At 73.0% G+C, this 25,872-nt stretch carries 27 protein-coding genes; 15 read left to right on the top strand and 12 right to left on the bottom strand.

Annotated elements, in window-relative coordinates:
* Positions 1-58 precede the first annotated feature (58 nt).
* From SNA_RS23255 to SNA_RS23240, 4 genes are read left to right on the top strand one after another with little or no spacing between them, the layout of a single operon-like run.
* Entirely contained in the window at positions 59-457 is a 399-nt protein-coding gene (locus SNA_RS23255; RefSeq protein WP_030067337.1) for a 6-pyruvoyl trahydropterin synthase family protein, read from the top strand.
* A complete protein-coding gene (locus SNA_RS23250; protein WP_052808966.1) occupies positions 454-1,572 on the top strand; it encodes a glycosyltransferase family 4 protein in 1,119 nt (372 codons plus the stop codon). The genes SNA_RS23255 and SNA_RS23250 overlap by 4 nt, the downstream gene beginning before the upstream one ends.
* Positions 1,569-2,435: a class I SAM-dependent methyltransferase gene (locus SNA_RS23245; protein ID WP_044366493.1), complete on the top strand. Its 867-nt coding sequence runs from the start codon at positions 1,569-1,571 to the stop codon at positions 2,433-2,435. The genes SNA_RS23250 and SNA_RS23245 overlap by 4 nt, the downstream gene beginning before the upstream one ends.
* Positions 2,432-3,451: a lysylphosphatidylglycerol synthase transmembrane domain-containing protein gene (locus SNA_RS23240; RefSeq protein ID WP_104532037.1), complete on the top strand. Its 1,020-nt coding sequence runs from the start codon at positions 2,432-2,434 to the stop codon at positions 3,449-3,451. Before SNA_RS23245 ends, SNA_RS23240 begins: the two co-directional genes overlap by 4 nt.
* Positions 3,452-3,476: 25 nt before the next feature.
* Here SNA_RS23240 and SNA_RS23235 read toward each other — a convergent pair whose 3' ends face one another.
* Both SNA_RS23235 and SNA_RS23230 read right to left on the bottom strand, forming a co-directional pair.
* Positions 3,477-4,385, bottom strand: coding sequence for a RibD family protein (locus tag SNA_RS23235; RefSeq protein WP_030067331.1), 909 nt, complete (start codon positions 4,383-4,385; stop codon positions 3,477-3,479).
* Complete coding sequence (locus SNA_RS23230; RefSeq protein ID WP_030067330.1) at positions 4,378-5,142, bottom strand: creatininase family protein; 765 nt, start codon at positions 5,140-5,142, stop codon at positions 4,378-4,380. The genes SNA_RS23235 and SNA_RS23230 overlap by 8 nt, the downstream gene beginning before the upstream one ends.
* Before the next feature lie 102 nt (positions 5,143-5,244).
* On the opposite strand from SNA_RS23230, the gene ribA reads away from it, so the two are divergent.
* Entirely contained in the window at positions 5,245-5,904 is a 660-nt protein-coding gene (ribA, locus tag SNA_RS23225; RefSeq protein ID WP_044366491.1) for a GTP cyclohydrolase II, read from the top strand.
* A gap of 51 nt (positions 5,905-5,955) precedes the next feature.
* Here ribA and SNA_RS23220 read toward each other — a convergent pair whose 3' ends face one another.
* Positions 5,956-6,705 carry a CbtA family protein gene (locus SNA_RS23220; RefSeq protein WP_044366489.1) on the bottom strand — a complete coding sequence of 250 codons (750 nt, stop codon included), beginning with the start codon at positions 6,703-6,705 and terminating at the stop codon, positions 5,956-5,958.
* A 14-nt stretch (positions 6,706-6,719) separates the two neighbouring features.
* The gene (locus SNA_RS23215) at positions 6,720-6,938 is read right to left on the bottom strand and encodes a CbtB domain-containing protein (protein ID WP_030067326.1); all 219 of its coding nucleotides are present in this window, start codon (positions 6,936-6,938) and stop codon (positions 6,720-6,722) included.
* A 314-nt stretch (positions 6,939-7,252) separates the two neighbouring features.
* Between SNA_RS23215 and SNA_RS23210 the strand changes: the two genes are divergently transcribed.
* Entirely contained in the window at positions 7,253-7,822 is a 570-nt protein-coding gene (locus SNA_RS23210) for a histidine phosphatase family protein (RefSeq protein WP_044366487.1), read from the top strand.
* Positions 7,823-7,968: 146 nt separating this feature from the next.
* Positions 7,969-8,409 carry an SPW repeat protein gene (locus SNA_RS23205; RefSeq protein WP_030067324.1) on the top strand — a complete coding sequence of 147 codons (441 nt, stop codon included), beginning with the start codon at positions 7,969-7,971 and terminating at the stop codon, positions 8,407-8,409.
* Positions 8,410-8,476: 67 nt separating this feature from the next.
* On the opposite strand, the gene SNA_RS23200 is transcribed toward SNA_RS23205, so the two are convergent.
* Positions 8,477-8,683, bottom strand: a complete 207-nt coding sequence (locus tag SNA_RS23200) for a hypothetical protein (RefSeq protein ID WP_044366486.1) — start codon at positions 8,681-8,683, stop codon at positions 8,477-8,479.
* A 311-nt stretch (positions 8,684-8,994) separates the two neighbouring features.
* On the opposite strand from SNA_RS23200, the gene SNA_RS23195 reads away from it, so the two are divergent.
* The 3 genes from SNA_RS23195 (at position 8,995) to SNA_RS23185 (ending at position 13,470) form a co-directional block, all read left to right on the top strand.
* On the top strand, positions 8,995-9,717 hold the full coding sequence (locus tag SNA_RS23195) for an SDR family NAD(P)-dependent oxidoreductase (RefSeq protein WP_030067323.1): 723 nt from the start codon (positions 8,995-8,997) through the stop codon (positions 9,715-9,717).
* A gap of 91 nt (positions 9,718-9,808) precedes the next feature.
* Complete coding sequence (locus SNA_RS23190; protein WP_030067322.1) at positions 9,809-11,356, top strand: condensation domain-containing protein; 1,548 nt, start codon at positions 9,809-9,811, stop codon at positions 11,354-11,356.
* 83 nt (positions 11,357-11,439) lie between these two features.
* Positions 11,440-13,470, top strand: a complete 2,031-nt coding sequence (locus SNA_RS23185) for an ATP-binding protein (RefSeq protein ID WP_044366483.1) — start codon at positions 11,440-11,442, stop codon at positions 13,468-13,470.
* A 192-nt stretch (positions 13,471-13,662) separates the two neighbouring features.
* Here the strand turns inward: SNA_RS23185 and SNA_RS23180 are convergent, their stop codons facing one another.
* The 5 genes from SNA_RS23180 to SNA_RS23160 are packed head-to-tail and all read right to left on the bottom strand — an operon-like array spanning position 13,663 to position 17,517.
* Positions 13,663-14,715 carry a serine hydrolase domain-containing protein gene (locus SNA_RS23180; RefSeq protein ID WP_037791018.1) on the bottom strand — a complete coding sequence of 351 codons (1,053 nt, stop codon included), beginning with the start codon at positions 14,713-14,715 and terminating at the stop codon, positions 13,663-13,665.
* Positions 14,712-15,647, bottom strand: coding sequence for a DUF6895 family protein (locus SNA_RS23175; RefSeq protein ID WP_030067318.1), 936 nt, complete (start codon positions 15,645-15,647; stop codon positions 14,712-14,714). The genes SNA_RS23180 and SNA_RS23175 overlap by 4 nt, the downstream gene beginning before the upstream one ends.
* Entirely contained in the window at positions 15,644-16,624 is a 981-nt protein-coding gene (locus tag SNA_RS23170) for a DUF6895 family protein (protein ID WP_030067317.1), read from the bottom strand. Before SNA_RS23170 ends, SNA_RS23175 begins: the two co-directional genes overlap by 4 nt.
* On the bottom strand, positions 16,621-17,280 hold the full coding sequence (locus SNA_RS23165; protein WP_030067316.1) for a hypothetical protein: 660 nt from the start codon (positions 17,278-17,280) through the stop codon (positions 16,621-16,623). Before SNA_RS23165 ends, SNA_RS23170 begins: the two co-directional genes overlap by 4 nt.
* Positions 17,281-17,331: 51 nt before the next feature.
* On the bottom strand, positions 17,332-17,517 hold the full coding sequence (locus SNA_RS23160) for a hypothetical protein (RefSeq protein WP_030067315.1): 186 nt from the start codon (positions 17,515-17,517) through the stop codon (positions 17,332-17,334).
* A 483-nt stretch (positions 17,518-18,000) separates the two neighbouring features.
* On the opposite strand from SNA_RS23160, the gene SNA_RS23155 reads away from it, so the two are divergent.
* Both SNA_RS23155 and SNA_RS23150 read left to right on the top strand, forming a co-directional pair.
* On the top strand, positions 18,001-18,495 hold the full coding sequence (locus SNA_RS23155) for a MarR family winged helix-turn-helix transcriptional regulator (protein WP_030067314.1): 495 nt from the start codon (positions 18,001-18,003) through the stop codon (positions 18,493-18,495).
* Between the two features lie 26 nt (positions 18,496-18,521).
* Positions 18,522-18,932: a TOBE domain-containing protein gene (locus SNA_RS23150; protein ID WP_030067313.1), complete on the top strand. Its 411-nt coding sequence runs from the start codon at positions 18,522-18,524 to the stop codon at positions 18,930-18,932.
* A gap of 132 nt (positions 18,933-19,064) precedes the next feature.
* Here the strand turns inward: SNA_RS23150 and SNA_RS23145 are convergent, their stop codons facing one another.
* Positions 19,065-20,585: a PucR family transcriptional regulator gene (locus SNA_RS23145; RefSeq protein WP_044366480.1), complete on the bottom strand. Its 1,521-nt coding sequence runs from the start codon at positions 20,583-20,585 to the stop codon at positions 19,065-19,067.
* A gap of 233 nt (positions 20,586-20,818) precedes the next feature.
* Between SNA_RS23145 and SNA_RS23140 the strand changes: the two genes are divergently transcribed.
* The 3 genes from SNA_RS23140 (at position 20,819) to SNA_RS23130 (ending at position 25,212) form a co-directional block, all read left to right on the top strand.
* A complete protein-coding gene (locus tag SNA_RS23140; RefSeq protein ID WP_044366478.1) occupies positions 20,819-21,643 on the top strand; it encodes an FAD binding domain-containing protein in 825 nt (274 codons plus the stop codon).
* Entirely contained in the window at positions 21,640-24,447 is a 2,808-nt protein-coding gene (locus SNA_RS23135; protein WP_030067308.1) for a molybdopterin-dependent oxidoreductase, read from the top strand. Before SNA_RS23140 ends, SNA_RS23135 begins: the two co-directional genes overlap by 4 nt.
* Positions 24,448-24,696: 249 nt before the next feature.
* On the top strand, positions 24,697-25,212 hold the full coding sequence (locus SNA_RS23130; protein WP_030067307.1) for a molybdopterin-dependent oxidoreductase: 516 nt from the start codon (positions 24,697-24,699) through the stop codon (positions 25,210-25,212).
* A 53-nt stretch (positions 25,213-25,265) separates the two neighbouring features.
* On the opposite strand, the gene SNA_RS23125 is transcribed toward SNA_RS23130, so the two are convergent.
* On the bottom strand, positions 25,266-25,685 hold the full coding sequence (locus SNA_RS23125; RefSeq protein ID WP_030067306.1) for a TOBE domain-containing protein: 420 nt from the start codon (positions 25,683-25,685) through the stop codon (positions 25,266-25,268).
* Between the last annotated feature and the right edge of the window lie 187 nt (positions 25,686-25,872).

Genomic DNA, 25,872 nt, shown 5'->3' with positions numbered 1-25,872 from the left:
CCGCAGCCCTCACACCCTCCCAACCCGCCAGCACCGTCAGCACACCGGAGGATCCACCGTGTTCAGCATCACCGTCCGCGATCACCTGATGGTCGCCCACAGCTTCCGCGGCGCGGTCTTCGGCCCCGCGCAGCGGCTGCACGGCGCAACCTTCGTGGTGGACGCCACCTTCCGCCGCGCGGAACTCGACGCCGACAACATCGTCGTCGACATCGGCCTGGCGACTCAGGAACTCGGCGGGGTGATCGCGGAGTTGAACTACCGGAACCTCGACGACGAGCCGGCCTTCGCCGGCATCAACACCTCGACGGAGGCCCTGGCCAAAGTGATCGCCGACCGCCTTGCCGACCGCGTACACGCCGGAAACCTCGGGGAAAGCGCCCGGGAGCTGTCCGGTATATCCGTCACCCTGCACGAATCGCATATCGCCTGGGCGACATACGAGCGCACTCTGTGACACGCCCCGGCCCGGGAGCCGCCGAGCGCCTGGTGCACTGTGTGCTGCCCGGAGACGTGGACGCCCTCGCCGCGCCGAGCGGCGGGAACGTCTACGACCGGCGGGTGTGCGCGGCGCTCCCGGCGGCCGGGTGGCGCGTGCGTGCATACGCCCTGCGCGGGAGCTGGCCACGGCCGGATGCGCGGGCGCGCGGCGAACTGGCGCGGTGTCTGGCCGCGCTGCCCGACGGCGCCGTCGTCCTCCTGGACGGCCTGGTGGCCTGCGGGGTCCCCGAGGTCCTCGCGCCCGAGGCCGGCCGGCTGCGGATGGCCGTCCTGGTGCATCTGCCGCTGGGCGACGAAACCGGCCTCGCCCCCGGCGTCGCCCGCGAGCTGACGGCCCGGGAGCGCCGCGCGCTGCACGCCGCAGGGGCCGTGGTGGCCACCAGCCGCTGGGCCGCGCGGCGGCTGGTCGCGCTGCACGGGCTCCCCGCCGACCGGGTCCATGTCGCCACGCCCGGAGCCGACCCCGCGCCCCTCGCGCCCGGGACGGACGGCGCCACCCGGCTGCTGTGCGTCGCCGCCGTCACACCGCGCAAGGGGCACCGCCGTCTGATCGACGCTCTTGCCGCCGTCGCGGATCTGCCCTGGACCGGCGAATGCGTGGGCGCCCTACGCGACAACCCGGACCATGTCTCCCAATTGCACAAAATGACGGAGAACTTGGCACTCGGCGATCGGGTCCGGTTCTCCGGGCCGCAGGTGGGTGCCGAGCTGGAGGCCCGCTACGCGGCCGCCGATCTCCTGGTGCTCGCCTCGTACGCCGAGACCTACGGAATGGTCGTCACCGAGGCGCTGGCGCGGGGCATTCCCGTCCTGGCGACGGCCGTGGACGGCGTTCCGGAAGCCCTGGGGCGGGCCCCGGACGGCGGCCTGCCGGGGCTCCTCGTACCGTCCGACGACCCCGCGGCGCTCCCCGCGGCGCTGCGCCGCTGGCTCACCGACGCCGAGCTGCGGCAGCGGCTGAAGATCGCGGCGCGGGACCGCCGTGCCATGCTGGAGGGGTGGCAGATGACGACGCACCGACTGGCCGAGGTGCTCGAACGGCTTCGCCGCGCGCCCGAGGCGGAGGCATGACGGCGCCCGGGCGGCCCCGGTTCGCCCCGGAATGGCTCCAGTTGCGCGAGCCCGCCGACGCCGCCGCGCGGGCGGCCGACCTGCTTGGGCCGCTGCGTGCGGCGCTGCCCGCCGCCCGCGACGGACAGCAGCAGCCGACGATGATCCGCGATCTGGGCTGCGGCACCGGCTCCATGGGCCGCTGGCTCGCCGGCCGGCTTCCCGGCCCGCAGCACTGGATCCTCCAGGACCACGACCCCGCACTGCTCGCCCGCGCCGCGGACGCGATGCCCACGGCCGCCGCCGACGGCAGCGCCGTGACGGCCGCCACCGCATGCGGCGACCTCACCGGGCTGACCGCTGCGGAACTCGCCGGGACCTCGCTGGTCACCGCCTCCGCGCTGCTGGATCTGCTCACCGCCGACGAGGTCGCGGCGCTCGCCGCGGCCTGCACCGACGCCGGGTGCCCCGCCCTGCTGGCGCTCTCCGTCGCCGGGCGCGCTGACCTCACGCCGTACGAGCCGCTCGACGACGCGCTCGGCGCCGCCTTCAACGACCATCAGCGCCGCACGGACGGCGACGGGCGGCGGCTGCTCGGGCCGGATGCGGCCGCGGCGGCCACGACGGCGTTCCGACGGCAGGGCGCCACGGTGCTGACGCGGTCCAGTCCCTGGCGGCTCGGCAGCCCGCAGGACGCACTCACCACCGCCTGGCTGCACGGCTGGGTGGACGCGGCGTGCGAACAGCGGCCGGAGCTGGGGGAGCGGGCGCAGGCGTATCTGGCGCGGCGGCTGGCGGCCTGCGCGGCCGGGGAGTTGACGGTCACCGTGCACCACACGGACCTGCTGGCACTGCCCGGACCGCGCCCCGGCACCGCTGGATGACGCGGCCGGCCGGCATGAGGAAACGGTCCGTCTGGGCGTGGCTGAGGATGCTCGGGGGAGCGGGCATCCTCGGGGTGCTGGTGTGGCGTCTGGGATCTGGCGCCTTCCTGGACGGCCTGCGCCGTATCGACGCCCCCACCCTGCTGTCCGCCCTCGTGCTCGGCCTGCTGACCACGGTCTTCAGCGCCTGGCGCTGGTGCCTGGTGGCCCGCGGCCTCGGTCTGCGGCTGCCGCTCGGCCGGGCCGTCGCGGACTACTACCGTGCGCTGTTCCTCAACGCCGCACTGCCCGGCGGGGTGCTCGGCGACGTCCACCGCGCGGTGCGCCACGGCCGCAGCGCCGGAGACCTGGGCCGCGGTGTGCGCGCCGTGGTCCTGGAACGCACCGCGGGCCAGCTCGTCCTGCTGGTGGCCGGGACCGCGGTGCTGCTCGTCCGGCCGTCCCCGGCCCTTGCGCAGGCCGGCCAACTGCTGGGCACGCCCGCGGGGTGGGTCTCGGCGGCCGTGGTGGCCTCGGCGGCGGTTGCCGTCGCGTACTGGAGCCGGGGCGCGTCCCGCGCGGGGCGGGCCGTCCGCACCGCGCTGGCCGAGGCCCGCCGCGCCCTGTTCGCCCGCGAGAGCTGGCCGGGGGTGGCGCTCTCGTCCGTGGTGGTCCTCGCGGGGTACCTGGCGATGTTTGTGCTGGCCGCCCGGGTGGCTGGGGTGAGCGCACCGGTGGCCGAGCTGGTACCGCTCGTGGTGCTGGCGCTGCTGGCGATGGCGCTGCCGCTGAACGTCGGCGGCTGGGGCCCGCGGGAAGGCGTCGCGGCCTGGGCGTTCGGCGCGGCCGGGCTGGGCGCGGCGCAGGGCCTCGCCTCGGCCGTGGTCTACGGGGTGCTGGCGTTCGCCGCGAGCCTGCCGGGGGCCGGGGTGCTGGTGGTGCGCTGGGCGGCCGGACTGCTTGCCCGGCGAGCGGCGGACCTGGCCGCGGCGGGGCCTGCGCCGGCCCTCGCCGAAAAGGCGGGCGGGGGCGCGTAAGGCAGGCGGGGCGGTGCGCCGTACCTCACTCTCCGCCCGGCGCCTCCAGCTCCAGTTCGAAGAGGGTGTCCGCGCCGAGCGGCGAGCGGCGCAGCGGCGGGCGCAGCGCGTCGCGCATCACGGGCGTACCGGGAAACCGCAGGCCGGGTACGCCGTCGCCGAGCAGGACCGGGGCGACGGTGAGATACAGCCGGTGCAGCGCACGCTCGCTGACGAACCGTGAAACGGTCACCCCGCCGCCTTCGACCAGCACCCGGCCCAGCCCGCGCCGTGCCAGGACCGCGAGCAGCCGGGCCGGGGCGAAGGCCGCGGCGTCGGGCAGCACCAGGATGTCCACGCCGCAGCCGTCGGCATCGCCGCGGGCCCCGCACGACCCCGCCGCCGCCCGCGCCCGCCCGGCGCCCTCCGGGCCCACCACCCACACCGTCGGCGCCTCGCCGTCGGTGAACACCTGGCGCCCGCGCGGCACCCGGCCCCGCGGATCGAGCACCACCCGCACCGGGTTGTCGCCCGCACAGGCGCGCACCGTCAGCCGCGGATCGTCCGCCACCGCGGTCCCGGCCCCGACGATCACCGCATCGGCCAGCGCCCGCAGCCGGTGCAGATGGCGGCGGTCCTCCTCACCGGTGACATAGTCCGCATCGCCGGTACGGGTGGCGATGAAGCCGTCCAGGCTCTGCCCGAGCTGGGCGAACGCGATACGGGGACCGGCCAGGCACAGCGGCAGATAGCGTTCGGCCAGCCGCGCCGCCCCGGGCGTGGCGGGCCCCGCCCACCGCAGTGGGCCGTCGTCGCTCTGCCGCGCCTCGCCTTCGTCCGGTGCCCGGTCACCGGACGCGGAGTCCGGCACCAGCCCGGCGGCCGCGGCATCCGCCGCAGTACGGATGCGGCGCAGCCGCTCCCACGCCGCCTCCGCGTCGAGCGCTTCAGCCATGGTTTTCCGCCTCCATGCCGAAGAGCGCGGTATAGGCCCCGAATGCCTCGATCAGCCCGGCCAGCAGCATTTCGCCCTTCTGCGCGGAGGCGAGGGAAGGGCGGCCGATGATCCCGGATTCCGTATAGGCCGGCATGCCGAGGGTGAGCAGATGCCTGCGGTCATCGGCGATATGGTCCGCGGATTCCTCCGAGGCGTATCCGGGGCGCACCAATGCGGGATGGGCGTGCAGAAGGAGGGAGGTTTCCACCTCGCCGGCGTGCATATCGCTGTGGGCGGTGGTCCCCGCCCCCGCCCGCTTGCGCGCCGCATCCCAGTCGGCCGCGCCGGGGAAGAGTGCCATACGGATCCCCGTGCCGCCGGATTCTTGAACCACATTGCGCAGTACGTAATTTCCGCCGTGTCCGTTCACCAGAATCAGGGCGTGGATACCAGAGGCCCGGAGGGAATCGGCGATGTCCGTGACGACGCTGTGCAGGGTACGGGCGGAAATACTGATGGTGCCCGGCCAGGAGGCGTGTTCCTGGGAACAGGAGACGGTGAGCGGGGGCAGCAGCAGGCCCGGATGGGCCGCGGCGAGCTCCTCGGCGATGGTGCAGGCGATGACCGTATCGGTGGTCAACGGCAGGAACGGGCCGTGCTGTTCGAAGCTGCCGACGGGCAGGAAGGCCCAGCGCGGCCGGCGCGCCCGTACCTCCTCGGTGGTGTCCGCCGGGAGCAGCCCACGGGCCGAATTCCGGGATGCCGATGCGGTCATGGGGGGTTGCGGCCTTTCGTCGCGCTCACTTGCCGGGCCGTCGCAGCATAAGCAGGACGGTAATCCCTGCCAACCGGCCGCCCCCGCCGGTACGATCGCGCCATGACGGACCCCCATAGCGATGCCTCTGTCGTGGCGGATGCCGGCTCCCGGGTCGAGCGGGTGGTGGAGGTCCGCCTCCCCACGGCGCACGGCGCATTCCTGGCCGTCGGCTATCTCGACCTGCGCAGCGGAACGGAGCAAGTGGCCCTGGTCCACGGCGAGGTGGCGGGGGAGCGGGTGCTGACCCGGGTGCATTCGGAGTGTCTGACCGGAGATGTCTTCGCCTCCGCGCACTGCGAATGCGGCGACCAGCTGTCCGCGGCGCTGGAGGCGATCGTGGCGGCGGGGCGCGGAATTCTCGTCTATCTCCAGGGACATGAGGGCCGCGGAATAGGGCTGCTGGCCAAGCTCCGGGCGATGAAACTCCAGGAGGACGGGCTCGATACCGTCGATGCGAATATCGCGCTCGGACTGCCCGTCGACGCCCGGGAATACGGCGTCGCCGCCGGAATTCTCCAGGACCTCGGCGTGGCCTCCGTACGGCTGCTGTCGAACAACCCCCGCAAGCGGGCGGCGCTGCTGCGGCACGGCATCGCCGTCGACGAAAGGGTCCCTCTGCTGATGCCGCCCGGGGCGGAGAACATCCGCTATCTGCGGGCGAAACGGGAACGCCTCGACCATGATCTGCCCCATCTGGACGGCATCCCGGGGCTGTCGTGAGCACACACCGAAGGGGAGGGTCCGAAGGCCCTCCCCTTGCGGCGTCGGCCGTCAGGATGCGGCGGGTGCCGCCTCGGCGGGCGCGGTGGCCCGCTCCGGTGCGATCACGCGTTCCGCCAGATGCCCGAAGAGCAGCCCGAAGGCGGTCCAGAGCACCAGTTGGACGGCGATCGCCGACAGCCGGAACTGCCACAGCAAGGTTGCCGAGAAGTCCTTCGGAACCTCGTTGACCGCAGGCAGGAAGGCATAGGCGAGCCCGATGGCGACGCCGAACGCCGCGCCGGCCGCCACCGTCGCGTACCAGTTGCCCAGCCGGGGTGCCAGCCGCCGCCCGAGTATCGTGGCGGCGACCGCCAGCAGCACGCTGAGCAGCATCATCAGGAAGTACAGGGCCGTGCGCTTGCCGATGGTGTCGGGTTCACCGACGGACGGCGGATTGGCCGGGTACTTCAGGAACGGTACGAGGTAGACGGCGAGCAGTGCCGCGCCGGAGAGCAGCGCCGCGGTGGCCCGGGGGCCGAAGCGGCCGATCCGGCCCAGTGCGATGCAGAAGGCCAGCGCGGCGATCCCGCCCAGGGCGACGCCGTAGAGGAGCACACCGGTCGCCAGCCCCGCCGTGGACTGGAGACCGCGGCTGACGACCTCCATCTCGTGCTCGTGGCTGTGCGCCTCCTCGAAGGCGATGGCGGCGTCCACTCTCGGCTCGCCCAGCAGATAGGCGACGACGAGGGCGAGGACACCGGCACCCAGACCGGCGAGCATGCCGCGCGTCAGGAGATGTCTGATGGTGACGGAGTTCATGGAACGGCGCCGGCTCAGTGGCAGGGGAAGCCGAGGAGGTGGCGTCCGTCGTGGACCCACTCGTGGACGTCCGAACCGGACATCACGGAGGTGGCGCCCTGCTCGGCGCCGATGAAGTAGAGCAGGACCAGCATCAGGACGCCGACGAACAGCGCCCAGGGGGCGATTGCCTTGAGGGGGAGCGGGGCCGGGGCGGCGGTGCCGGTGGCCGGGGGTGCGATGGTCTGAGCCATGGCGGGGGACCTCCTGTGAGAGGGAACTCGCGTCCCTGGTGGATGGAGCGCCGGACGACATGGCGGGTCTGGCTTGCCCGGTCCCGGCCCCTGTGGGGCTGAGTCAAAACCGGACATACAGTGGCGCGACCGCGCCGGGATCCCACCGGCTTCCGTCATGTCATCGTCAATATCATCGGGACGCTACCGCGAACCGACCGGCGAGCCAAGGTCATCCAGGGGGCGGACAGGGGCAGGGAGGGGCGCATGATTGAGTCAACTTCCCTTGGCGGGATATGTGTTGACGTTGCCGTTCGGGAGCGGGAGAAGCGGGCATGACAACTCGGGTGATGTTGATCTCACCTGCGGCGGGCGAGGCGCAGCGCGCGGTGCGGTTCGACGACGACGGGCCGCTCGGTGCGGCCGGGGTGCGGCGGGCGCGCGCCATGGCCGGATCGTGGCCGGCCGCGTCCCGGATCGTGGTCGCGCCGTCCGTCCGGTGCCGTCGGACGGCCGAGGAGCTCGGGCTGCCGGCGGAGCCCGCGCCCGAGCCGGGGCCGCCCGGCTGGGCGATGGGCCGGTGGCGGGGCCGGACCCTGGCCGAGGTGGGCGAAGGGGAACCGGAGGCGGTGTCCGCCTGGCTGTCCGACCCCGGCTTCACCGGGCACGGCGGGGAATCGCTGCATGCGCTGTGCGAACGGGCCGGGGACTGGCTCGCGGGGCTGGCCGCCACGTCCGGGCGGGTGCTGGCCGTGGTGGAGGTGGAGATGGTGCGCGCCGCCGTGGTGGCCGCGCTGCGGCTCCCGCCGGAGACGTTCTGGCGGCTGGACGTTCCGCCGCTGTCCGTGACCGAGCTCAGCGGCCGGGGCGGGCGCTGGAATCTGGGGCTGGGGAGCACGCGCTGACCGGGCTCGCCGGTACGCGTCACCTTCGGGTCCGCAGAAACTCGGTCGCCCGTCTACACATAAAGGCGACATAAGCGCAAAATAAAGAGTGCGCGGTATTCATGCCGCGATACGGCCAGGCTTGCAGAACGAAGGAGGCGAGTCGGATGGCCGACCTCTCGCACCACAGGGGCGATCTTGCAGGTCACCCCGATGTTTCTGAGATGCAGGCTCGTTACGAGCGAGTCCTCGGCGGGCGTGATGTGGTCCTCGTTGACGGGCCGGTGTTCCTGGTCGGCCTGTACTGCGCGGCATCCCCATGGATCGTGCACTACGCGACCTCGCAGCCCGCACTCCTGACGCACAACCTGATCCTCGGCATCGCCATCGCCCTGCTGGCGGTCGGGTTCACCGTCACCCCGGACCGGATGTACGGCCTGAGCGGCGCCATGTGTGCCATGGGTGCCTGGCTGATCATCGCGCCCTGGATCGTCGGCACCGGCCCGGACGCGGGCGTGATCTGGAACAACATCGTGATCGGAGGGCTGACGTTGCTGCTCGGGGCGATGTGCATCGGTGCGGCCGCGAAGAGTCGCCGTACGACATGAGGCAGGTCCCTGCGGTATGAGACAGGTCCGTACGGAGCCTGTGGCACCTCCGCCGGCCCGTTCGCCCTCATTCGGGGCGGGTGGGCCGGCGGCTCGCTGTCAGGAGGTTCCCGGAGACGCCGGCCAGGACCAGCCCGCCCGCCAGCGGCAGGGCCTCGCCCAGGGCGATGCCGGTGCCCAGCCCGCCGAGTGCGGCGGCCAGCAGTAGCCAGCCGGCGCCCTGCCGGAACTGCCCGGTGTGGTCGCCGGTTTGGCGGTCGTCGTCGCGGGACACGGGGTGTCCCTCCCTTCCCGGAGCGGCTCGGCGGCGGAGTACGGACGGATCGCGGGCGGGGGACGGGGCTTGCGACGTCACAGGCGTTGTTGTGCCCTGCCCGGCGTCGGCCGTAACACAAGGTGCCCCGCCCGTAACGCCGTTGGCTTTCTTTGACCGCCTCGCCTCCTTAGTCTCCTCGCCTCCTTGCCCGCCTTGACCGCCTCGACCTCTTGGCTTCCTTGGCGGGGTCCGGGCGGGCGGCCGCCGACCATCGCGCCGCGCATTAGGTTAGGCTTGCCTAAGTTGATTCGTGGCGAGGGGATGCGGGCGTGTGGGATTCCGAGCTTTCCGGGCGTACGGCGCTGGTCACCGGCGCCGGGCGGGGCATCGGCGAGGCCGTGGCGCGGCTGCTGGCCGAGGAGGGCGCGCGGGTGATCGCCGTGGACCAGGACGCGCACGGCATCGCCGCCCTGGAGGCCGCCTACGGGCGGGCGCGCATCACCGCCCGCGCCGTCGACCTCACCGCCCGCGCGGCAGTCGACGCCCTGGTGGACGACGCCGAACGCACCGTCGGCCCCCTGGACATCCTCGTCAACGTGGCCGGCGTGCTGCGCACCGCGTCCGTCGTCGACCTCACCGACCAGGACTGGGACGACACGTTCGCCGTCAACACCACCGGTGTCTTCCGGCTCTCGCGCGCCGTGGCCCGCAGAATGACCGCCCGCCGGGCCGGCAGCATCATCACCGTCGGCTCCCATGCGGCCGGCGTGCCGCGGGCCGGACTGGCCGCGTATGCCGCGTCCAAGGCCGCCGCGACCCTCTTCACCAAATCCCTCGGCCTGGAACTGGCGGGCAGCGGTGTGCGCTGCAATGTCGTCTCGCCCGGCTGCACCTACGGGGACCTCCAGGCCCCGCACAGCGACACCCCGCTCGGCCGGATCGCCGAACCCCTCGACATCGCCGAGGCGGTGGCCTTTCTGGTCTCCGACCGCGCCCGCCACATCACCATGCACGACCTCTATGTCGACGGCGGCGCCACACAGTTCGCCTGACCGACCCGCCCCTCGTCGTAACCCGTCATCCCACCCCGCACGTCGCACGCCGCACCCCGTCCCCCTTCTCCGCCGCCGCGAAAGGCCCCCCATGCCGAGCCCTCTGCCTGCCCCGCTCACCGCCGCCCAGCGCGCCCTGTGGCACGCGCAGGCCCGCGATCCGGACAGCCCCGCCCATACCACTGCGGCCTGCGTCGAGATCCACGGCCCGCTCGACGCCGTCCGCTTCGCCGAGGCGCTGCACCGGACCGTCGGCGAGAGCGATGCGCTGCGGCTGCGCATCGAGGAAACGCCCGACGGGCCGCGGCAGTTCCCGGTCGAGATCGAGCCGCCCGGCCACGGCTTCGCCCTGCACGCGGCCACCCTTCTCGACCTGGGCGATCCGGACGCGGTGGCCCGCGCCTGGATGCGCGACGACCTCGCCCGCCCCTTCGACCTCGCCGCCGGACCGCTCTTCCGGCACGCCCTGTTCCAGGTGGGCGCACGCCGCTGGCTGTGGTACCAGCGGGTGCACCGCCTCGCGCTGGACGGCCACGGCTTCACCCTCGTGCTGCGCCGCGTCGCCCAGCTCTACACCACCCTCGCCGCGGGGGAGGACCCCGGCCCCAGCCCCTTCGGACGGCTCGCGGACCTGGCGGCCGAGGAGCGCGCGTACCGGGCGGGCGAGGGCTACGACGCCGACCGCACCTACTGGCGGCACGCCCTCGCCGACCGCCCGCAGGCCCCCACCCTCGCCGGCCGCAGCGCCCCCGCCGCCCGTACACCCCTGCGCACCACCGCCCACCTCGGCGCCGAACTCACCCAGCGGATCGACGCCCTGGCCGCCGCCGTCCGCGCCACCTGGCCCGACGTCCTGATCACCGCGCAGGCATGCCATCTCGCACAGGCCACCGGCAGCCGCGAGGTCGTCCTCGGCCTCCCGCTGCGCGGCCGGATCAGCGCCACCGCGCTGCGCGTCCCCGGAGCCGTCGGCACCGTGCTGCCGCTGCGCCTGGCCGTGCCTGCAGGGGCGACCTTCGCCGATCTGACCCGCCAGACCGTCCTGGCCGTCCGCGCCGCCCGCCGCCACCAGCGCTACCGCCCGGAGGACATCCGCCGCGACCTCGGCCTGCCCGGCCACCGGCGGCTGACCGGACCGCGCATCCACCTCCTGCACGGCGACGACGCCCCCGCCTTCGCCGGGGCGCCCTCCGCCATCCACCACCTCGCCGCCGGCGCCGTCGACGATATGACTCTCACCCTGCACCGCCGCCCCCACGGCGCCGGTCTGCGCATCGACCACGACGCCAACCCCGCGCTGTACGAGGAGTGCGAACTCGCCGCCCACCAGGACCGTTTCCTCGATCTGCTCGGCCGGCTCGCGGACGCCGACCCGCACACGGCACCGGCCGCCCCGGACCGCCCCGGTCTGGTCGGGGGAACCCGCGCACAAATCATCGACAAGGGCCGTACGCCGCGCCGGACCTCCGCCCGGCGGACGGACGTGCCGACAGCACAACTAGCCCTTTCCTTGGGGGAGTTGTGCAAGGGTGAGGCCGGGACGGCGGCCCGGGGGCGGGCGGGGGACGGACGTCAACCTCGTCACGGCAAACCATCGGGTGACACCGCGCCCCGCCCGTACCACCGCGGCCTGCCCTGACGCCGTGGTGCGCCACCGCACGCCATCGGGCGAACGGGTACGTCACGGCCCCTTCCCGGGGCCGCGTGGGGCAAACTGGGCCGGTGGCGAGCAATATTCCCGAAGAATCCACCAGTTTCGTCGGGCGTAGGGACGAACTGCGCAGAGTGAACATCGAGTTGGCGCAGCACCGGCTGATCACCCTCACCGGCCCCGGAGGCGTCGGCAAGACCCGCATCGCGATGCGGGCCGCGGCCGCCGCGGCGACCCGTCATCCGGACGGCGTGCGCTGGGCCGACCTGTGGCCGCTCCAGGGCGACCGGCTGCTGCCGGCCGCCGTCTGCGACGCCGTGGGCCTGTCCGACCACACCGCGCGGATGCCGGTGGCCGCGCTGTGCGACTGGTTGTCGGACAAGCGGATGCTGCTGGTGCTGGACTCCTGCGAGCATCTCGTCGACTCCTGCCGGGACCTGATCGGCGATCTGCTGACGGCCGCGCCGCTGCTGACCGTCCTGATCACCAGCCGGCAGCCGCTGGACGTGGTCGGCGAGTGGATCACCGAGGTCGAACCGCTGTCGGTGGAGGGCGACAACGAGGCGCTGGCCCTCTTCCGCGAGCGCGCCGGGGCCGCGGCACCCGGCCTCCGCCTCACCGACCCGGCGCACGCCGTGGCCGCCGCCGCCATCTGCCGCCGTCTCGAAGGCATCCCGCTCGCCCTGGAACTGGCCGGCGCCCAGCTGGCGGACAGCTCCCCCGAGCGGGTCGCCGAACGCCTCAACTCCCGCTTCGAGGCGCTCGCGGGCGATCCGTCGGCCCGCCCCCCGCGGCACCGCACCCTGCGCACCGCCATCGGCTGGAGCCATGAGCTGTGCGCACCGCTGGAGCGGCTGCTGTGGGCCCGGCTGTCCGTCTTCCGCGGCACCTTCGACGAGGAGTCCGCCCAGTCCGTCTGCGCCGGCGGCCCGCTGAGCCCCCAGGACGTCCGCACCGCCCTCGCCGGCCTGGCCGCCAAGTCGGTGATCAGCCGCGAGGGGCAGCGCTTCAGCATGCTCGACACCCTGCGCGAGTACGGTCGGCTGTGGCTGGCGGAACTGGGCGAGGTAGGGACGCTCGCCGACCGGCACGCCGAGCACTTCCTCGGCTTCGGCCGCCGGGCCGACGCCGGCTGGCTCGGCCCCGACCAGGTCCGGTGGTACGAACGGGTCGCCGAGGCCCATGTCGACCTGTGCACCGCGCTCGACCACCTCCTGGTCGCCGACCCCGAGCGCGCCCAGGAACTCAGCGCCTGCATCGGCTTCTTCTGGAGCTGCTGCCGCCATCTGCACGAGGCCCGCGGCTATCTTGAGCGCGCCCTGGCCGCCCGCCTGGCCCCGAGCCCGGCCCGTACCCGGGCGCTGTGGATGCTCGGCGTCGCCCTGCTCTTCCAGGGCGATCTGGACACCGCCGACGAACTGGGCCGCCAGTGTTCGCGCGCCGCCCGCGAGGAGGGCGATGCGGAGGCGATGCTCGCGGCCGGCTATCTGGTGGGCCTGACCCATCTGATGGCCGGCCGTCCGCTCGCCGGGTACACCGTCGCCGACCATGTGCTCGGCCCGATGCCGGACGCCCCCTTCGACTCCGCCGCCCGGCTGCGCTGCCACATCGTGCGGATCTTCGCGCTCACCGCCCTGGGCAAGCTCACCGAGGCCCGCGCCGAGGCCGCCGAACTGCGCCGCGACTGCGTGGCGCACGGCGAGTACTGGGCCCGCTCCTACGCCGACTACCAGCTCTCGCTGATCGCCCTCCTCCAGGGCCGCCCCCAGGACTCCGCCGGACACGCCCGCGCCATGCTCGCCGCCAAACAGGCCATCGGCGACAACTTCGGCATCGCCCTCGGCCTGGACCTGCTGGCCGCCGCGGTCGCCGCCCAGGGCAACGGCGAGAGCGCCGCCGTCGTCTACGGCACCGGCCAGGCCTACTGGCGCACCGTCGGGCACCCCCAGCGCGGCACCCCCGAACTGCGCGCCGTCCGCGAGGAGTGCGAGCAGCGGGCGCGCGCCGCGATCGGCGACAAGGCGTATGCGGACGCCTACCGCCGGGGCACCGAGGCCCGCCCCGAGACCTCCTTGGCCAGGGTTCTGGCGGGCGATCTCTAGGGCCTGTCCGGTGGGTCGGCGCGAGCCTTAGGGCCCTTCTGATGGATCTCCGCGGCGTCGCGACGCCCGGCACGCCCTCTCGCCGCACCGCACGAAAGCCCAAGTAGCGCCGCTACGAGGACTTCCGCGCGGCACGCCGAGAGCACGCACCGGACGCCGCTCCTTCTCCCACGGAGATCCATCAGAAGGGCCCTACCCCTGCTCCGCGTCCGCGGGCTCGTCCGCCAGTTCGTACAGCAGCTCGTAGGCGGTGTCGACCATATGGCAGGTGCGGCCGCGCCGGGTGGCGGCGGCCACCACGGCCGTGCCGGAGACCGGGTGGAAGCCCAGGAACGTCTGCTGGCCGAAGGTCGCCCCGGCGTGGAAGAGCAACGGGCCGCGCGGCGCCGGGTGGTGGAACCACGTGAGGGTGTGGGTGTGGCGGTGCCGCCAGCCCCGGCGCAGCTGCGGGATCTGCACCGCGCGCAGCGCCCCGGCCAGCGGGGTGTCCTCGGGGAAGAGATGCGCTTCCAGATAGGTGAGCAGATCGTCCGGGGGCGCATGCACGGCTCCGGCGGCGCGGAAGCCGCCCATGTCGGTGCCGCGGACCGGCGTTCTGCCGTTCGTACGGTGCCCGATGGCGTCGGTCCCGGTGGTGCCGGCGCCGAGCGTGGTGCCGTTCAGGGCGAGCGGCTTGAGCACCCGTTCGGTGAGCAGGGTGCCGAAGTCCGTGCCGGTGGCGCTCTCGATCGCCGGGCCGAGCAGCGCCAGCCCGAAGTTGGAGTAGCGCCAGCGGGTGCCGGGGGCGCTGCGGGGCCAGGTCCGGGCGAAGGTGGTCAGCAGCCGGTCGGTGTCGTAACCGGTGTAGCCGTTGCGGTACGGGTGCAGCAGCGCGCCGGCCACCAGGTCGGCCGGGATACGGGGCAGCCCGGAGGTGTGGGTGGCCAGATGGCGCAGGGTGATCCGGCGCGAGGCGGCGTGCGGCAGGTGCAGTCCGGGCAGATGGCTCGACAGCCGGTCGTCGAGGGACAGCGCGCCCGATTCGGCCAGCTCGGCGAGCAGCAGCACGGTGAACGTCTTGGACAGCGAGCCGAGTTCGTAGCGCAGCGCATGCCGGGGGGTGGGCGGGGCGAGGGCGGTGCCCCCGGTGATGACGGAACGCCGCCTGCGGTGGGTGACGGCCAGCACGATGTCCGGGGCGTCGATGAGGGTGACCGCCTCCGCGAGACGGTCACCCAGGTCGCCGCCGGCGTGGGCGCGGCTCATCCGGCCGCGGCGGCCGAGAGCGACCGGGAGGTGGCCATCGCCGAGGCGAACGCGGCCACCAGGGTCGGGTGATGGACCAGATCGAAGACCTCTTCCGGATCTCCGGCCGGCATACCGTGCTGAATGGGCATCGCCCCGCTGTCGGACTGCGCGGCCGCATACCGCTCCCACATCTGTCCGTCCAGTGTGGGCCGCGGTAGACAGGCATCGACGACCAGCAGCTCACCGAGCAGATCCCAGTGCTCCATGTCGGCCCAGTCGTCCATCCAGGCGGGCAGATAGCGCGCCAGATAGTCGGCGAGCGCCGCGGGAATGCGCTCGGGCGCCTCGCCCCAGTTGGTGATATGGAAGATGGTGTGGGTGAGGTCGTAGGCGATGTGGTACTGCACCGTCCACGGCTCCGGCATCCGGCCCAGCCAGGTGGCCGCCAGCGCCTGGTCGAAATCGGCGCTCGGCGGGAGCTGCACCCTTCGTTCGGCGTTGAGGACGCCGAGCCGCCGGTTGGGCACCAACTCCAGCGTCGTCCAGGTGGCGGTGCGCCGGACGACCTCCAGGGCGGTCTCCAGCGCGGGATGGCGGTGGCCCAGTTCGTGGAAGGTCGCATAGACCTCCAGGGGAACGGGCGAGAACGGCTCCTCGTGCTGGAGCGCGGCCAGCACATTGCCGCCGTCCAGCAGCTCCCGCCAGGTGAAGTCCAGCAGCTGCCCGGCCCGTGCGTGCTGCCGGGAACCGGCCACGCCCTCCCGGAACAGCACCTGCATATTGATCGCCAACTCGCCGATGGGCTTGAGCCGTTCGATCAGCGCGGCGCCGCTGGCGCGGTCCTGATCGGTCGGCCGGAAGAACTCGCGGTGCTTGTCGAGCCAGGTCAGGGCCCGGTCGCCGACGCCGTGCAGCAGCGCCGGGGGAGCGGGTGCGGCCGTCACCGTCACGGAAGTGCCTCGCTTTCGCAGCGTACGGAGGGGGCGCGCCGGGCCTTCGCACTTGTCGTGCCCGGCGCCGGGGGCTTGCGGGCGGTGCGCGCGAGAGTCCCGGCGAACGCGGTCACCAGGGTGGAGTGGTAGCAGGCCATGAAGACCCCGGCGGGGTCGTCCGGGCAGGGCGCGGCGCCGGTCTCCGGGACCGCCCCGTCGGCCCGCTGCGCACCGGCCAGCCGCTGCCAGGCGCCCGGATCGCAGGGGGCGTCGGGCAGGCAGGCGCTCACGGCCAGCAACTCGCCCACCAGGTCCCAGAGTTCTTCCTCCAGCCAGTTCTCCAGCCAGGCGGGGAGCCACAGCCGCAGATAGCCGGCGAACTCGGGGGCCAGCCGTTCGCGCAGGCGGCCCCACTGCGTCAGATGGAAGACGTCGTGGGTCACGCCGTACGCGGCCTTGCGGTCCAGCACCCAGGGTTCCGGCAGCAGACCCAGCCCCGTGCGTGCGAACTCGGCGTCGAAGTCGGCATGTTGCACCAGCCCGATGCGCCGCTCGGCGTTGAGGACCGCGAGCGTACGGGTGTGGTCCTCGCGCGCCACCCGCCGGCCGCGCAGCCGGGCCGTCGTGGCCAGCAGCTCCTCGACGTCCTCATGACGCAGCCCGGCCTGGGCGAAGGCCCCGTAGAGCTCCATCGGATAGGTGGCAAACGGCTCGCCGCGGATCAGCTCGGCGAACAGCTCGCCGTCGCGGGTCTGTTCCCAGGCGAACGCGAACAGATCGCGCGCCACCTGGCGGATGTCCCCGATCGGGTGCAATTCACCGATCAGATGGGCCAGTTCGGCCAATTCGCCGAGCGGTTTGAGGGTCAGGTTCGGGTCGGCGTCGGTGGTCGCGTTCGCGGGCAGGCGGAAGTGCGGCCGCGCCGCATCCAGCCAGCCCAGGCAGTCGGCGACCATCCGGTCCAGCAGCCCGGGGTCGCCCCGGCCGCCGGTCACCAACCCCGCCCGTAGAACCGCCGGGCGGCCGCCACCTGCACCGCCACCCGGGCGTCGCCGCCGCTCATCTGCCGTACGAAGGCGAGCCCGGCATCCAGCCCCAGGGACTGCGGCACCTCGGGCAGCCGGGCCAGCCAGCGGCCCACACCGGCCGCCTGCAACCAGTCCCGGCGGCGGACGGCACGCACGAAGCCGCGCGCCAGGTCGTCCGTACGGGCCGTCAGATCCTCGGCGAGACCCGGCGCGAGCCCGGGGAGGGCGAGCGCGGCGAGCTGGGACGCCCGGTGGGCGAGCTTGGGCCAGGGGTCCGCCCGCACCCAGTCGGCTCCCGCCTGCGGTGGCTGCGGCCAGTGCTCCGCGCCGCCGGGCAGCAACGAGTGCGAGGCCTCGACCAGGCCCCGGTAGGTCCACACCGACACCTCCGAGGCGTCGGCTCCCGGTGGATAGGCGGCGAGCGCCTCGCGCACCACCTTCTCGTCGTCGCCACCGGGGCACACCCGGTGGTCCAGTGCATACGGTGCCAGTGCGTCCGCGCCCAGCACCCGCAGCGCCCCGAGCGAGACCGCATCGCCCTGCCGCAGAATGCGTGACAGGGCGTAAGGGTCGCCCTCACCCCGAAGGGCGAGGGCGATCCCGGTTGCGGCATCGGCAATCACAGCGCTCAGTGGGACTGCGCCCTGTGCCTGTTCAGCCAACGCGTGCCCCTTTTATCGCGGGTCCGTCTTCGGACGGGGAGTGGGCGGCGAGACGAGCAGGAGCCCGAACAGCGCCAGGCCCCCAGCACACTCGCGGGTGTCGCGGAACACGCCGTGCGGTTCGGCAGAGTCCAGCAGTCCTTCGACTTCGGCGGCCAGGCTGGTCGTTTCGGTCGATGCTGTGCGATCCGTAACCATAGGTTTTTCCTCCTTGTGCGACGGACGGGACCAGCCTTACATCGGCCTAAATCGGTCGCAATCGGAAGTCCAACGCTGCGCTCCCTCGTGCCGCTGCGCCGAGAACCGCCCGTACGGGGCGGGTTGCCCGGACCGGTCCGGGCACGGTCCTCCAACTTCCCCTGCTTGCGAGGCAGTTGATCGCCATCCGGTGAACCCCGAACGGCTTACGGAACCGCCCGGACGGCCGCCACCGGGTCCGTGGCGCACTGCTCCATTGGGAGCTGCTGCCGGCCCGTACGGGCCGGAGGCGGGACCCGTGTGCCGTCGGGGCCTGGTCGCGTCCCCGGGCGAGGTCTAGAGTGGAAGTTGGTTGACATCAAGCAACCAATGCACCGATGCGCCCTCCGTAGGTCAACCCCGCCGAGCGTCCCGACCACTCCGGACCCGCGGCCCAGGCGCGCCCGCGCGCCTCCCGCCGACGGTGACCCCCAGGGAGAGCCGATGGAGACCCCCACCTCCGCGCCCGGTACGTCCGCCGAACTGGCCGGCCGCCTGCGCGCCGTCCTCCAGCACCTCCTGCCGTTGCTCCGTCGTCAGAGCGTGCACGGCGATCTCACCCCCAGCCGGCTGACCGCCCTCGCCGTGCTCGATGCCCACGGCCCGCTGCGGATCAGCGAGCTGGCCAACCGGATGAACATCGCGCTGTCCACCACCTCCCGGATGGTCGACCTCCTTTACGGCTGCGGCTGGATCGTCCGCCGCCCCGACCCCGAGGACCAGCGCGCCAGCCTGATCAGCCTCAACGACGACGGGCAGCAGCTGCTGCGCTCCGTACGGCAGGAGACCACCGGCATACTCGCCGCGGAGATCGCCGAGCTGCCCCCCGACCGGAGGCGCCTGTTGCGCGACGCACTCCCGGCCCTGGAAGACCTCGCCGAGCGCGCCCAGCGCCCCCGTCCGGCCGAGCCGCCACGGCGGGGGACGCCGACTCGATGAACGGCGGGCGGAGCTAGAGTGCGGGGGTGCCGACGTACAGCATTGGTCAGGCAGCCAGGCTGCTGGGAGTGAGTTCGGAGACCGTCCGCCGCTGGGCCGACGGTGGTCAGCTGCGGATGGACCGGGACGGTTCGGGCAACCGTGTGATCGACGGCGTCGGGCTCGCGGCGTTCGCCAAGGACCGGGCCGCCGGACTGCATCCCGTCCCCGGCGAGGTCCGCACCTCCGTCCGCAACTCCTTCGCCGGCATCGTCACCTCCGTCGTCCTCGACGACGTCGTCGCGCAGGTGGAGATCCAGTCCGGACCGCACCGGCTGGTGTCCCTGGTCAGCCGTGAGGCGGCCGAAGAACTCGGCATCGAGGTCGGCGTCACCGCCACCGCCCGCGTGAAGTCGACCAACGTCCACATCGACCGGCCGGACGACCGACGGCAGTAACGCGCGCTCTCCCGGCCCGAGTTGGCACCGGATTCCGCCCGCACCGACGGGTCCGGCATGTTTCACGTGAAACATCACCTACCGGCACAACAGTGCGTACCGGCACAACAGCACCTACCCGCACACACGCGCCTACCGGCACAACAGCGCCGCATGCAGGTCCAGTTTGTGGTCGAGGCGCGACAGATCGCGGCCCGTCAGCACCTCGATGCGCTGGATGCGGTAGTGGACCGTGTTGACATGCAGATGCAGCGTCTCGGCCGTACGGGCCCACGAGCCGTGCTGCGCCAGGAACACCTCCAGGGTCTCCAGCAGCATCCGGTGCGAGGTGCTGCCCGCGCGGGCCAGCGGACCCAGGACGCGGGAGCTGAACGCCGCGCGGACCTCGGCGGGCACCCCGGCGAGCAGGCTGCCGAGCGTGGTGAGGTCCCCGACGGACGTCACCCGGGCGTCCTTGGGGGCCTCGGCGCGGGCCGCGGCCAGTGCGTAACGAGCCTGGGAGAGGGCGGAATCGAGGCCGTCAGGGGCGGTCGCGAGGGCACTGACACCGGCATGCAGCGGAGCCTGCGGACGGCAGCCGTGCAGGCCGGGCCACAGCTCGCGGAGCGCGGTGCGGGTCTCGGCGCCGGGGTCCGCATGGACGACGGCGACCGCCTCGCCGCTCGGCAGGCCGCCGACCGCGAACGGCTCGCCGGGGGAGTGCCGCAGCGCCTCCGCCAGCGCCCCGACCGCCCCCTCGCTCTCCTCGCCGCCCACCGAGGCGACCACCACGCGGTACGGCCCGGCGGCGGGCAGCCCCGCGGCGTGCAGGGCGGCGTCCAGCGCGGTGCCGTCGGCCGCCGCGGTGTCGATCAGCGTCACCAGGGCGTCGGCGGCGCGGCGCCCGGCCGCCCGACCGCGGTCGAGGCGGTGCCGGTACTGGGCGAAGACGTCGGCGATGTCGTGCAGCACCCGCGGTGGGGCGTCGGCCTCGCCCCCCAGATGAAGATGCCAGCTGTCGTACGGGCCGCAGTCCCCGTCGATCCGCAGGCTGGTGCCCGTCCCGCCGGTCAGCTCGCGAACGGCCTGGTGCGCGGGCAGGGGTGGGGCCGCCGGAGTGCGCGCGATCTCCCGCCCGGTGGCCGTCAGCAGATAGCAGGCGGGCCCGCCCAGATGCGCGAACGCGCGGTCCAGCAGCGCATCCGGCGCGGCGTCCTCGGCGAGCAGACCGGCCAGTTCCGTGCGGACGTTCTCCGGCAGCGCGTAGTGGCCCGTGGGCCGCCGGCTCAGATCGCCCCACTGGCGCAGATACACCGCCTCGGTGATGGCCCGGAAGGTGGTCTGCGCGGGGACGGCTATCAGGGCGATCCGGTGCTCGCGGCAGGCGTCGACGAGGACGTCGGGGACCGCACCGTGGGTCTCCTCGCCGGCCAGCAGGGCCGCGGCCCCGGCCGAACGCAGCGCGGAGACAAAGCGGTCCACCTTCGCGTGGTCGTCGCCCGGCGACCACCACACCAGCCCGCTGAGCACCAGCTCGCCCGGCTGGAGAAACCGCTCCGGATCCTCCAGATCGGTGGCGGTCACCCCGCTGACGTCCCGGGCGAGCAGCGCGCTCTCGCCCCACAGCAGGGTCAGCTCGAGCGAATCGAGCCGGAGGAGGTCTTCGACGTGCATGGATGGCTCCTTGGGCGGCTGCCGGAGCGGGCGGACGGAGGGAAACAGGCCCCGGCACTCGCAGGCACCCTTCTCATATTCGCAAGGTGCATGCGAGTTCCGTCATGGTAAATGCAAGCCTCTCCCGGCCAAACACCTCTTGGTCAATCATCCAGATACGGGCCGTCGCGCTTGTCGTTTTCCGTGCTGCGCACCAGTCGTGCCGGGCGCCGCCCGATTGCTTGACTCGCCGCATGGACCTCAACACCGTGCTGGAGGTGCGAGACGCCCGGCAGCGCGCCCCCTGGCGCAGCGGCGACGCCTGGCTGGGCGGCGGCACCTACCTCTTCTCCGAGCCACAGCCGCACATCCGGCGCCTGGTGGACCTCGGCCGGATGGGCTGGGAGCCGCTGCACCGGCTGCCCGACGGCTCGCTGGAGATCGCCGCGACCTGCACCATCGCCCGGCTCTCCCGCTTCGCGCGGACCTACGCCGCCCCCGCGGCACCGCTGTTCGAACAGTGCTGCCGCGCCTTCCTCGCCTCGTTCAAGATCTGGAACATGGCCACCGTCGGCGGCAACCTCTGCAACGGCCTGCCCGCCGGCCCGATGATCTCGCTGACCGCCGCCCTCGACGGCACCGCCCTGCTCCAGGCCCAGGACGGCACCCGGCGCCACCTCAAGGTCGCCGACTTCATCACCGGCGCCGGCCGCAAGGACCTGGCCGAAGGCGAACTGCTGCGCTCGGTCACCCTGCCCGCCCGGTCCCTGGTGTGCCGTACGGCCTTCCGCCAGGCGTCCCTCTACGGACTCGGCCGCTCCGGCGCGCTGGTCATCGGCACCCTCGACCCGCTGGACGGCTCGCTGGCCATGACGGTCACGGCCGCCACCGTACGGCCGTTCCGCCTCTGGTTCCCGGTCGCGCCGGACGCCGAGGAGCTGCGCGACACCCTCGAATGGACCGTCGCGGACGGCGACTGGTTCGACGACATCCACGGACTGCCGGCCTGGCGCCGGCACATGACGCTGCGGCTCTGCGAGGAGATCCGCCGGGAACTGGGCCGGGAGGCCGGGCGATGAGCTTCGACATACACGTCAACGACCGGTCCTTCGACGCCCCACCGCGCCCCGGCCAGTGCCTGCGCACCTATCTGCGCGACCGCGGCTGGTTCGGCGTCAAGAAGGGCTGCGACGCCGGTGACTGCGGTGCCTGCACCGTCCATGTCGACGGTGAACCGGTGCACAGCTGCCTGTATCCGGCCGTGCGCGCCGACGGCCGCCGGGTCACCACCGTCGAGGGCCTGGCCGGCGCCGACGGCGAACTCCACCCCGTCCAGCGCAAGTTCCTCGACGCCCAGGGCTTCCAGTGCGGCTTCTGCACGGCCGGATTCCTGATGACGACCGCGAAGCTGGACGAGGACCAGCTGGCCGATCTGCCGCGCGCCCTCAAGGGCAATCTGTGCCGCTGCACCGGCTACCGGGCCATCGAGGACGCGATACGCGGCGTCAAGAACGTCGAAGAACCGTCCCCGGGGCGGGCGGTCGGCCGCAATCTGGGTGCCCCGGCCGGACCCCAGGTGGTCACCGGCACCGCCCGCTACACCTTCGACATCGACGTCCCCGGGCTGCTCCACATGAAACTGCTGCGCTCCCCGCACCCCCATGCGCGGATCGTCGCGATCGACACCGCCGCCGCGCTCCGCGTCCCCGGCGTACACGCCGTCCTCACCCACCACGACGCCCCCGAGCGGCACTTCTCCTCGGCCCGGCACGAACACCCCACCGAGGACCCCGACGACACCCGGGTGCTGGACGACGTGGTCCGCTTCGTCGGCCAGCGGGTGGCGGCCGTGGTCGCCGACACCGAGGCCGCAGCCGAGGAGGGCTGCCGCCAGGTCGTCGTCACCTACGAGGAACTGCCGTACGTCCTCGACCCGGAGGAGGCGATGGGCCCGGGCGCTCCGGTGATCCATGCGAAGGAGGCCGAAGCGTCGCGGATCGCCCGGCCGCAGAACAACGTCGTCGGCGAGGTGCACGGCGAGATCGGGAGCGTGACGGACGGCTTCGCGGCGGCCGACCTCGTCTACGAGGAGAGATTCCGTACGCAGCGGGTGCAGCACGCGAGCCTGGAGACACACGGCTGCGTCGCGTACTTCGAGGACGGAGAAGAAGGCGGCGAAGAGGACGGGGAGCGGCTCGTGGTCCGCTCCAGCACCCAGGTGCCGTTCCTTACCCGCCGCGCCCTGTGTGCGCTCTACGACCTGCCGCGGGAGAAGGTCCGGGTGGTCGCGGGCCGGGTCGGTGGCGGATTCGGCGGCAAGCAGGAGATGCTCACCGAGGACATCGTGGTGCTGGCCGCGCTGCGGCTGAAGCGGCCGGTGAAGCTGGAGTTCACGCGCGCCGAGCAGTTCTTCGGCGCGACCACCCGGCATCCGTTCGGCATCCGTATCAAGGCGGGCGCCAGGAAGGACGGCACCCTCACCGCGCTCCAGCTCCGGGTCGTCTCCAACACCGGCGCCTACGGCAACCACGGCCCCGCCGTGATGTTCCACAGCGTCGGCGAGTCGATGGCCGTCTACCGCGCCCCGCACAAGAAGGTCGACGCCTACTCCGTCTACACGAACACCGTCCCCGCCGGGGCGTTCCGGGGCTACGGGCTGGGCCAGGTGACCTTCGCCGTGGAGTCGGCCATGGACGAGCTCGCCCGCCGCCTCGGCATCGATCCGCTGGTCTTCCGCGAGCGGAACATCATCGGCCCCGGGGAGCACATGATCAGCCCCGGTGGCGAGGAGGAGGACCTGCACATCGCCAGTTACGGCCTCGACCAGTGTCTGAAGGTCGTACGGGACGCCATCGCCGAGGACACCAGCGCCGACCAGGCGCCCGAGGGCTGGCTGGTCGGACAGGGCGCCGCCATGTCGATGATCGCCACCGGCCCGCCCGGCGGCCATTTCGCCGATGCGACGGTCACGCTGCTGGAGGACGGCACCTACGACATCGCCGTCGGCACCGCCGAGTTCGGCAACGGAACGACCACCGTGCACCAGCAGATCACCGCGGGCGCGCTGGGCACCACCGTGGACCGGATCGCCGTCCGGCAGTCCGACACCGATGTCGTACGGCACGACACCGGCGCGTTCGGGTCGGCGGGCACGGTCGTCGCGGGCAAGGCCGTGATGAAGGCGGCCAACGGCCTCGCCGAGCGGATCCTGACCTTCGCGGCGGAACACGTCAGGGTGCCGCGCAGCCTGTGCCGGCTGACCGCGGACGCGGTGGAGTGCGAGGGGCGCCCGGTGCCGCTCAAGGAGCTGTACGAGGCCGCGCGCAGCCGGGGAGTGGAGATGTCGGCGGCCGGCCACTGGGGCGGCTCGCCCCGCTCGGTGGCCTTCAACGCCCAGTGGTTCCGGATCGCGGTCGATCCCGGCACCGGGGAGATGAAGATCCTGCGCAGCGTGCACTCGGCCGATGCGGGAAAGGTCATGAACCCCATGCAGTGCCGCGGTCAGGTCGAGGGCGGCGTCGCCCAGGCGCTCGGCGCGACCCTCTTCGAGCAGGTCCTCATCGACGAGGGCGGCAAGGTCGTCACCCCCGCGTTCCGCCGCTACCGGCTGCCGGCCTACGCCGATGTCCCGCGGACCGAGGTGCACTTCATGCAGACCTCCGATGCGATCGGCCCGCTGGGCGCCAAGTCCATGAGCGAGAGCCCGTTCAATCCGGTGGCGCCCGCCTTCGCCAATGCGCTGCGCGATGCCACCGGGGTGCGCTTCACAGAGGTCCCGCTGCTGCGCGACAAGGTGTGGCTGGCCCTGGAGGAGCACCGGGCGGGCGGGGCGGTGGAGGGCGGATCGGCCGCCGCGCACCCGTCGCGGGAAGGGTCGGTGTGAGCAGGTACGACGGTGTGAGCAGGTGCGACGGTGTGGGGAAGGGCGCCGGTGTGAGCCCGCAGGCCGGTGCCGCCCGTGCCCCGGCGCGCATGGCCGGAATACAACCCGGACATGCCGCCCGGATGGGCCATTCTCCCTCTCACCCGCGAGGTGAACTCGTGTATTTCCCTGGTATTCGTGGTTCAGCGGCGGATCGACAGGGCATCACAGGAGGCAGTCGCCACGCGAACAGCCTTGAGGGGGACTCGAATGAGCCGACTCAGCCCGCCGCCGCCCCGCCCCGTCTCCGTACCCGCCGGTCTCCGGCGCCTGGTGATCCGCGGTCAGCTGCGCCACCCGCTCGCGCTGACCGTCGCGGATCTGCGGGAGCGCTGGGCGCAGCGGCGGGCTGAGGTGGTCTTCGACTGCGCCACCAACGGGCCGCAGCACCACACCTTCGAGGGGCCGCTGCTACGGGAGGTCATCGATGCGGCGGGCCCGGCCTTCGACGCCCGCCGTCGCAAGGACCGCTCCCGTTTCCTCCTGTCCGTCACCGGCGGCGACGGGCACCACACGGTGGTCTCCTGGGCGGAGCTGGACGCGGACTTCGGCGATTCGCCGATCCTGCTGGCCACCGCGCTGGACGGGCGTGCGCTGGACGAGGCGGGCAGCCAGCTGGTGGTGCCCTCGGATCGCTGCGGGGCGCGGTACATCAGCGCGATCACCGGGATCTGGGTCGGCGCCTGCGCGGTGCCGGGGATGTGCGCCGTGGCGGACGGAACCTGAGGCCCGCGGCCGGGCGGGGGCGTGCGGTGGGGCGGGCCGTCGAGGCGCCGCGGTCAGGCGGTGGCCAGGGAGATCTCGGTGGACTTGATCAGCGCGGTGACCGGCGAGCCGGCGGTCAGCTCCAGGTCGTTGACCGCATCCTTGGTGATCGCCGCGGTCAGCTCACCGCCCGCCACGCTGACCTTGACCCCGGCCATCGCCCCGCCGGTGGAGACGCCCTCCACGGTGCCGGGGATCTGGTTACGGATGCTCAGCCCGTCGACCGCGCCGGTGGCGAGGGCGACCTCGGTGGACTTGATCAGCGTACGGACCGCCGAACCCGCCGCGAGCCCCAGGTCCTTGGCCGCCTCCAGGGTGATCGCGGCGGTGATGTCCTGTCCGCCGTCCAGCCGGACCTTGACCGTCGCCATGACCTCGCCGGTGGTGATGGAGGTGACGGTGCCGGGAATTTGGTTGCGAATGCTCAAGCTCATGAGGGGCGCCTCTGCGGAAGAGTCAGATATCGGGTATTTCCGTTATGCCGCTTTCCTTTGCACTCTATCCGCACTCCCCGCAGGCGTCCGGGTGCGCAGTGCAGGCGCCGGTGACCGGAAAGGAGTCCTTGGCTCTTCCTCCAATGGGCCTTGCGGATGCTATATGCATTCGCCAAAAGAATTGCAA

The organism is Streptomyces natalensis ATCC 27448 (genome assembly GCF_000935125.1).
GTDB classification, from domain to species: Bacteria; Actinomycetota; Actinomycetes; order Streptomycetales; family Streptomycetaceae; genus Streptomyces; species Streptomyces natalensis.
This window is presented reverse-complemented; position numbering and strand designations above follow the sequence as displayed.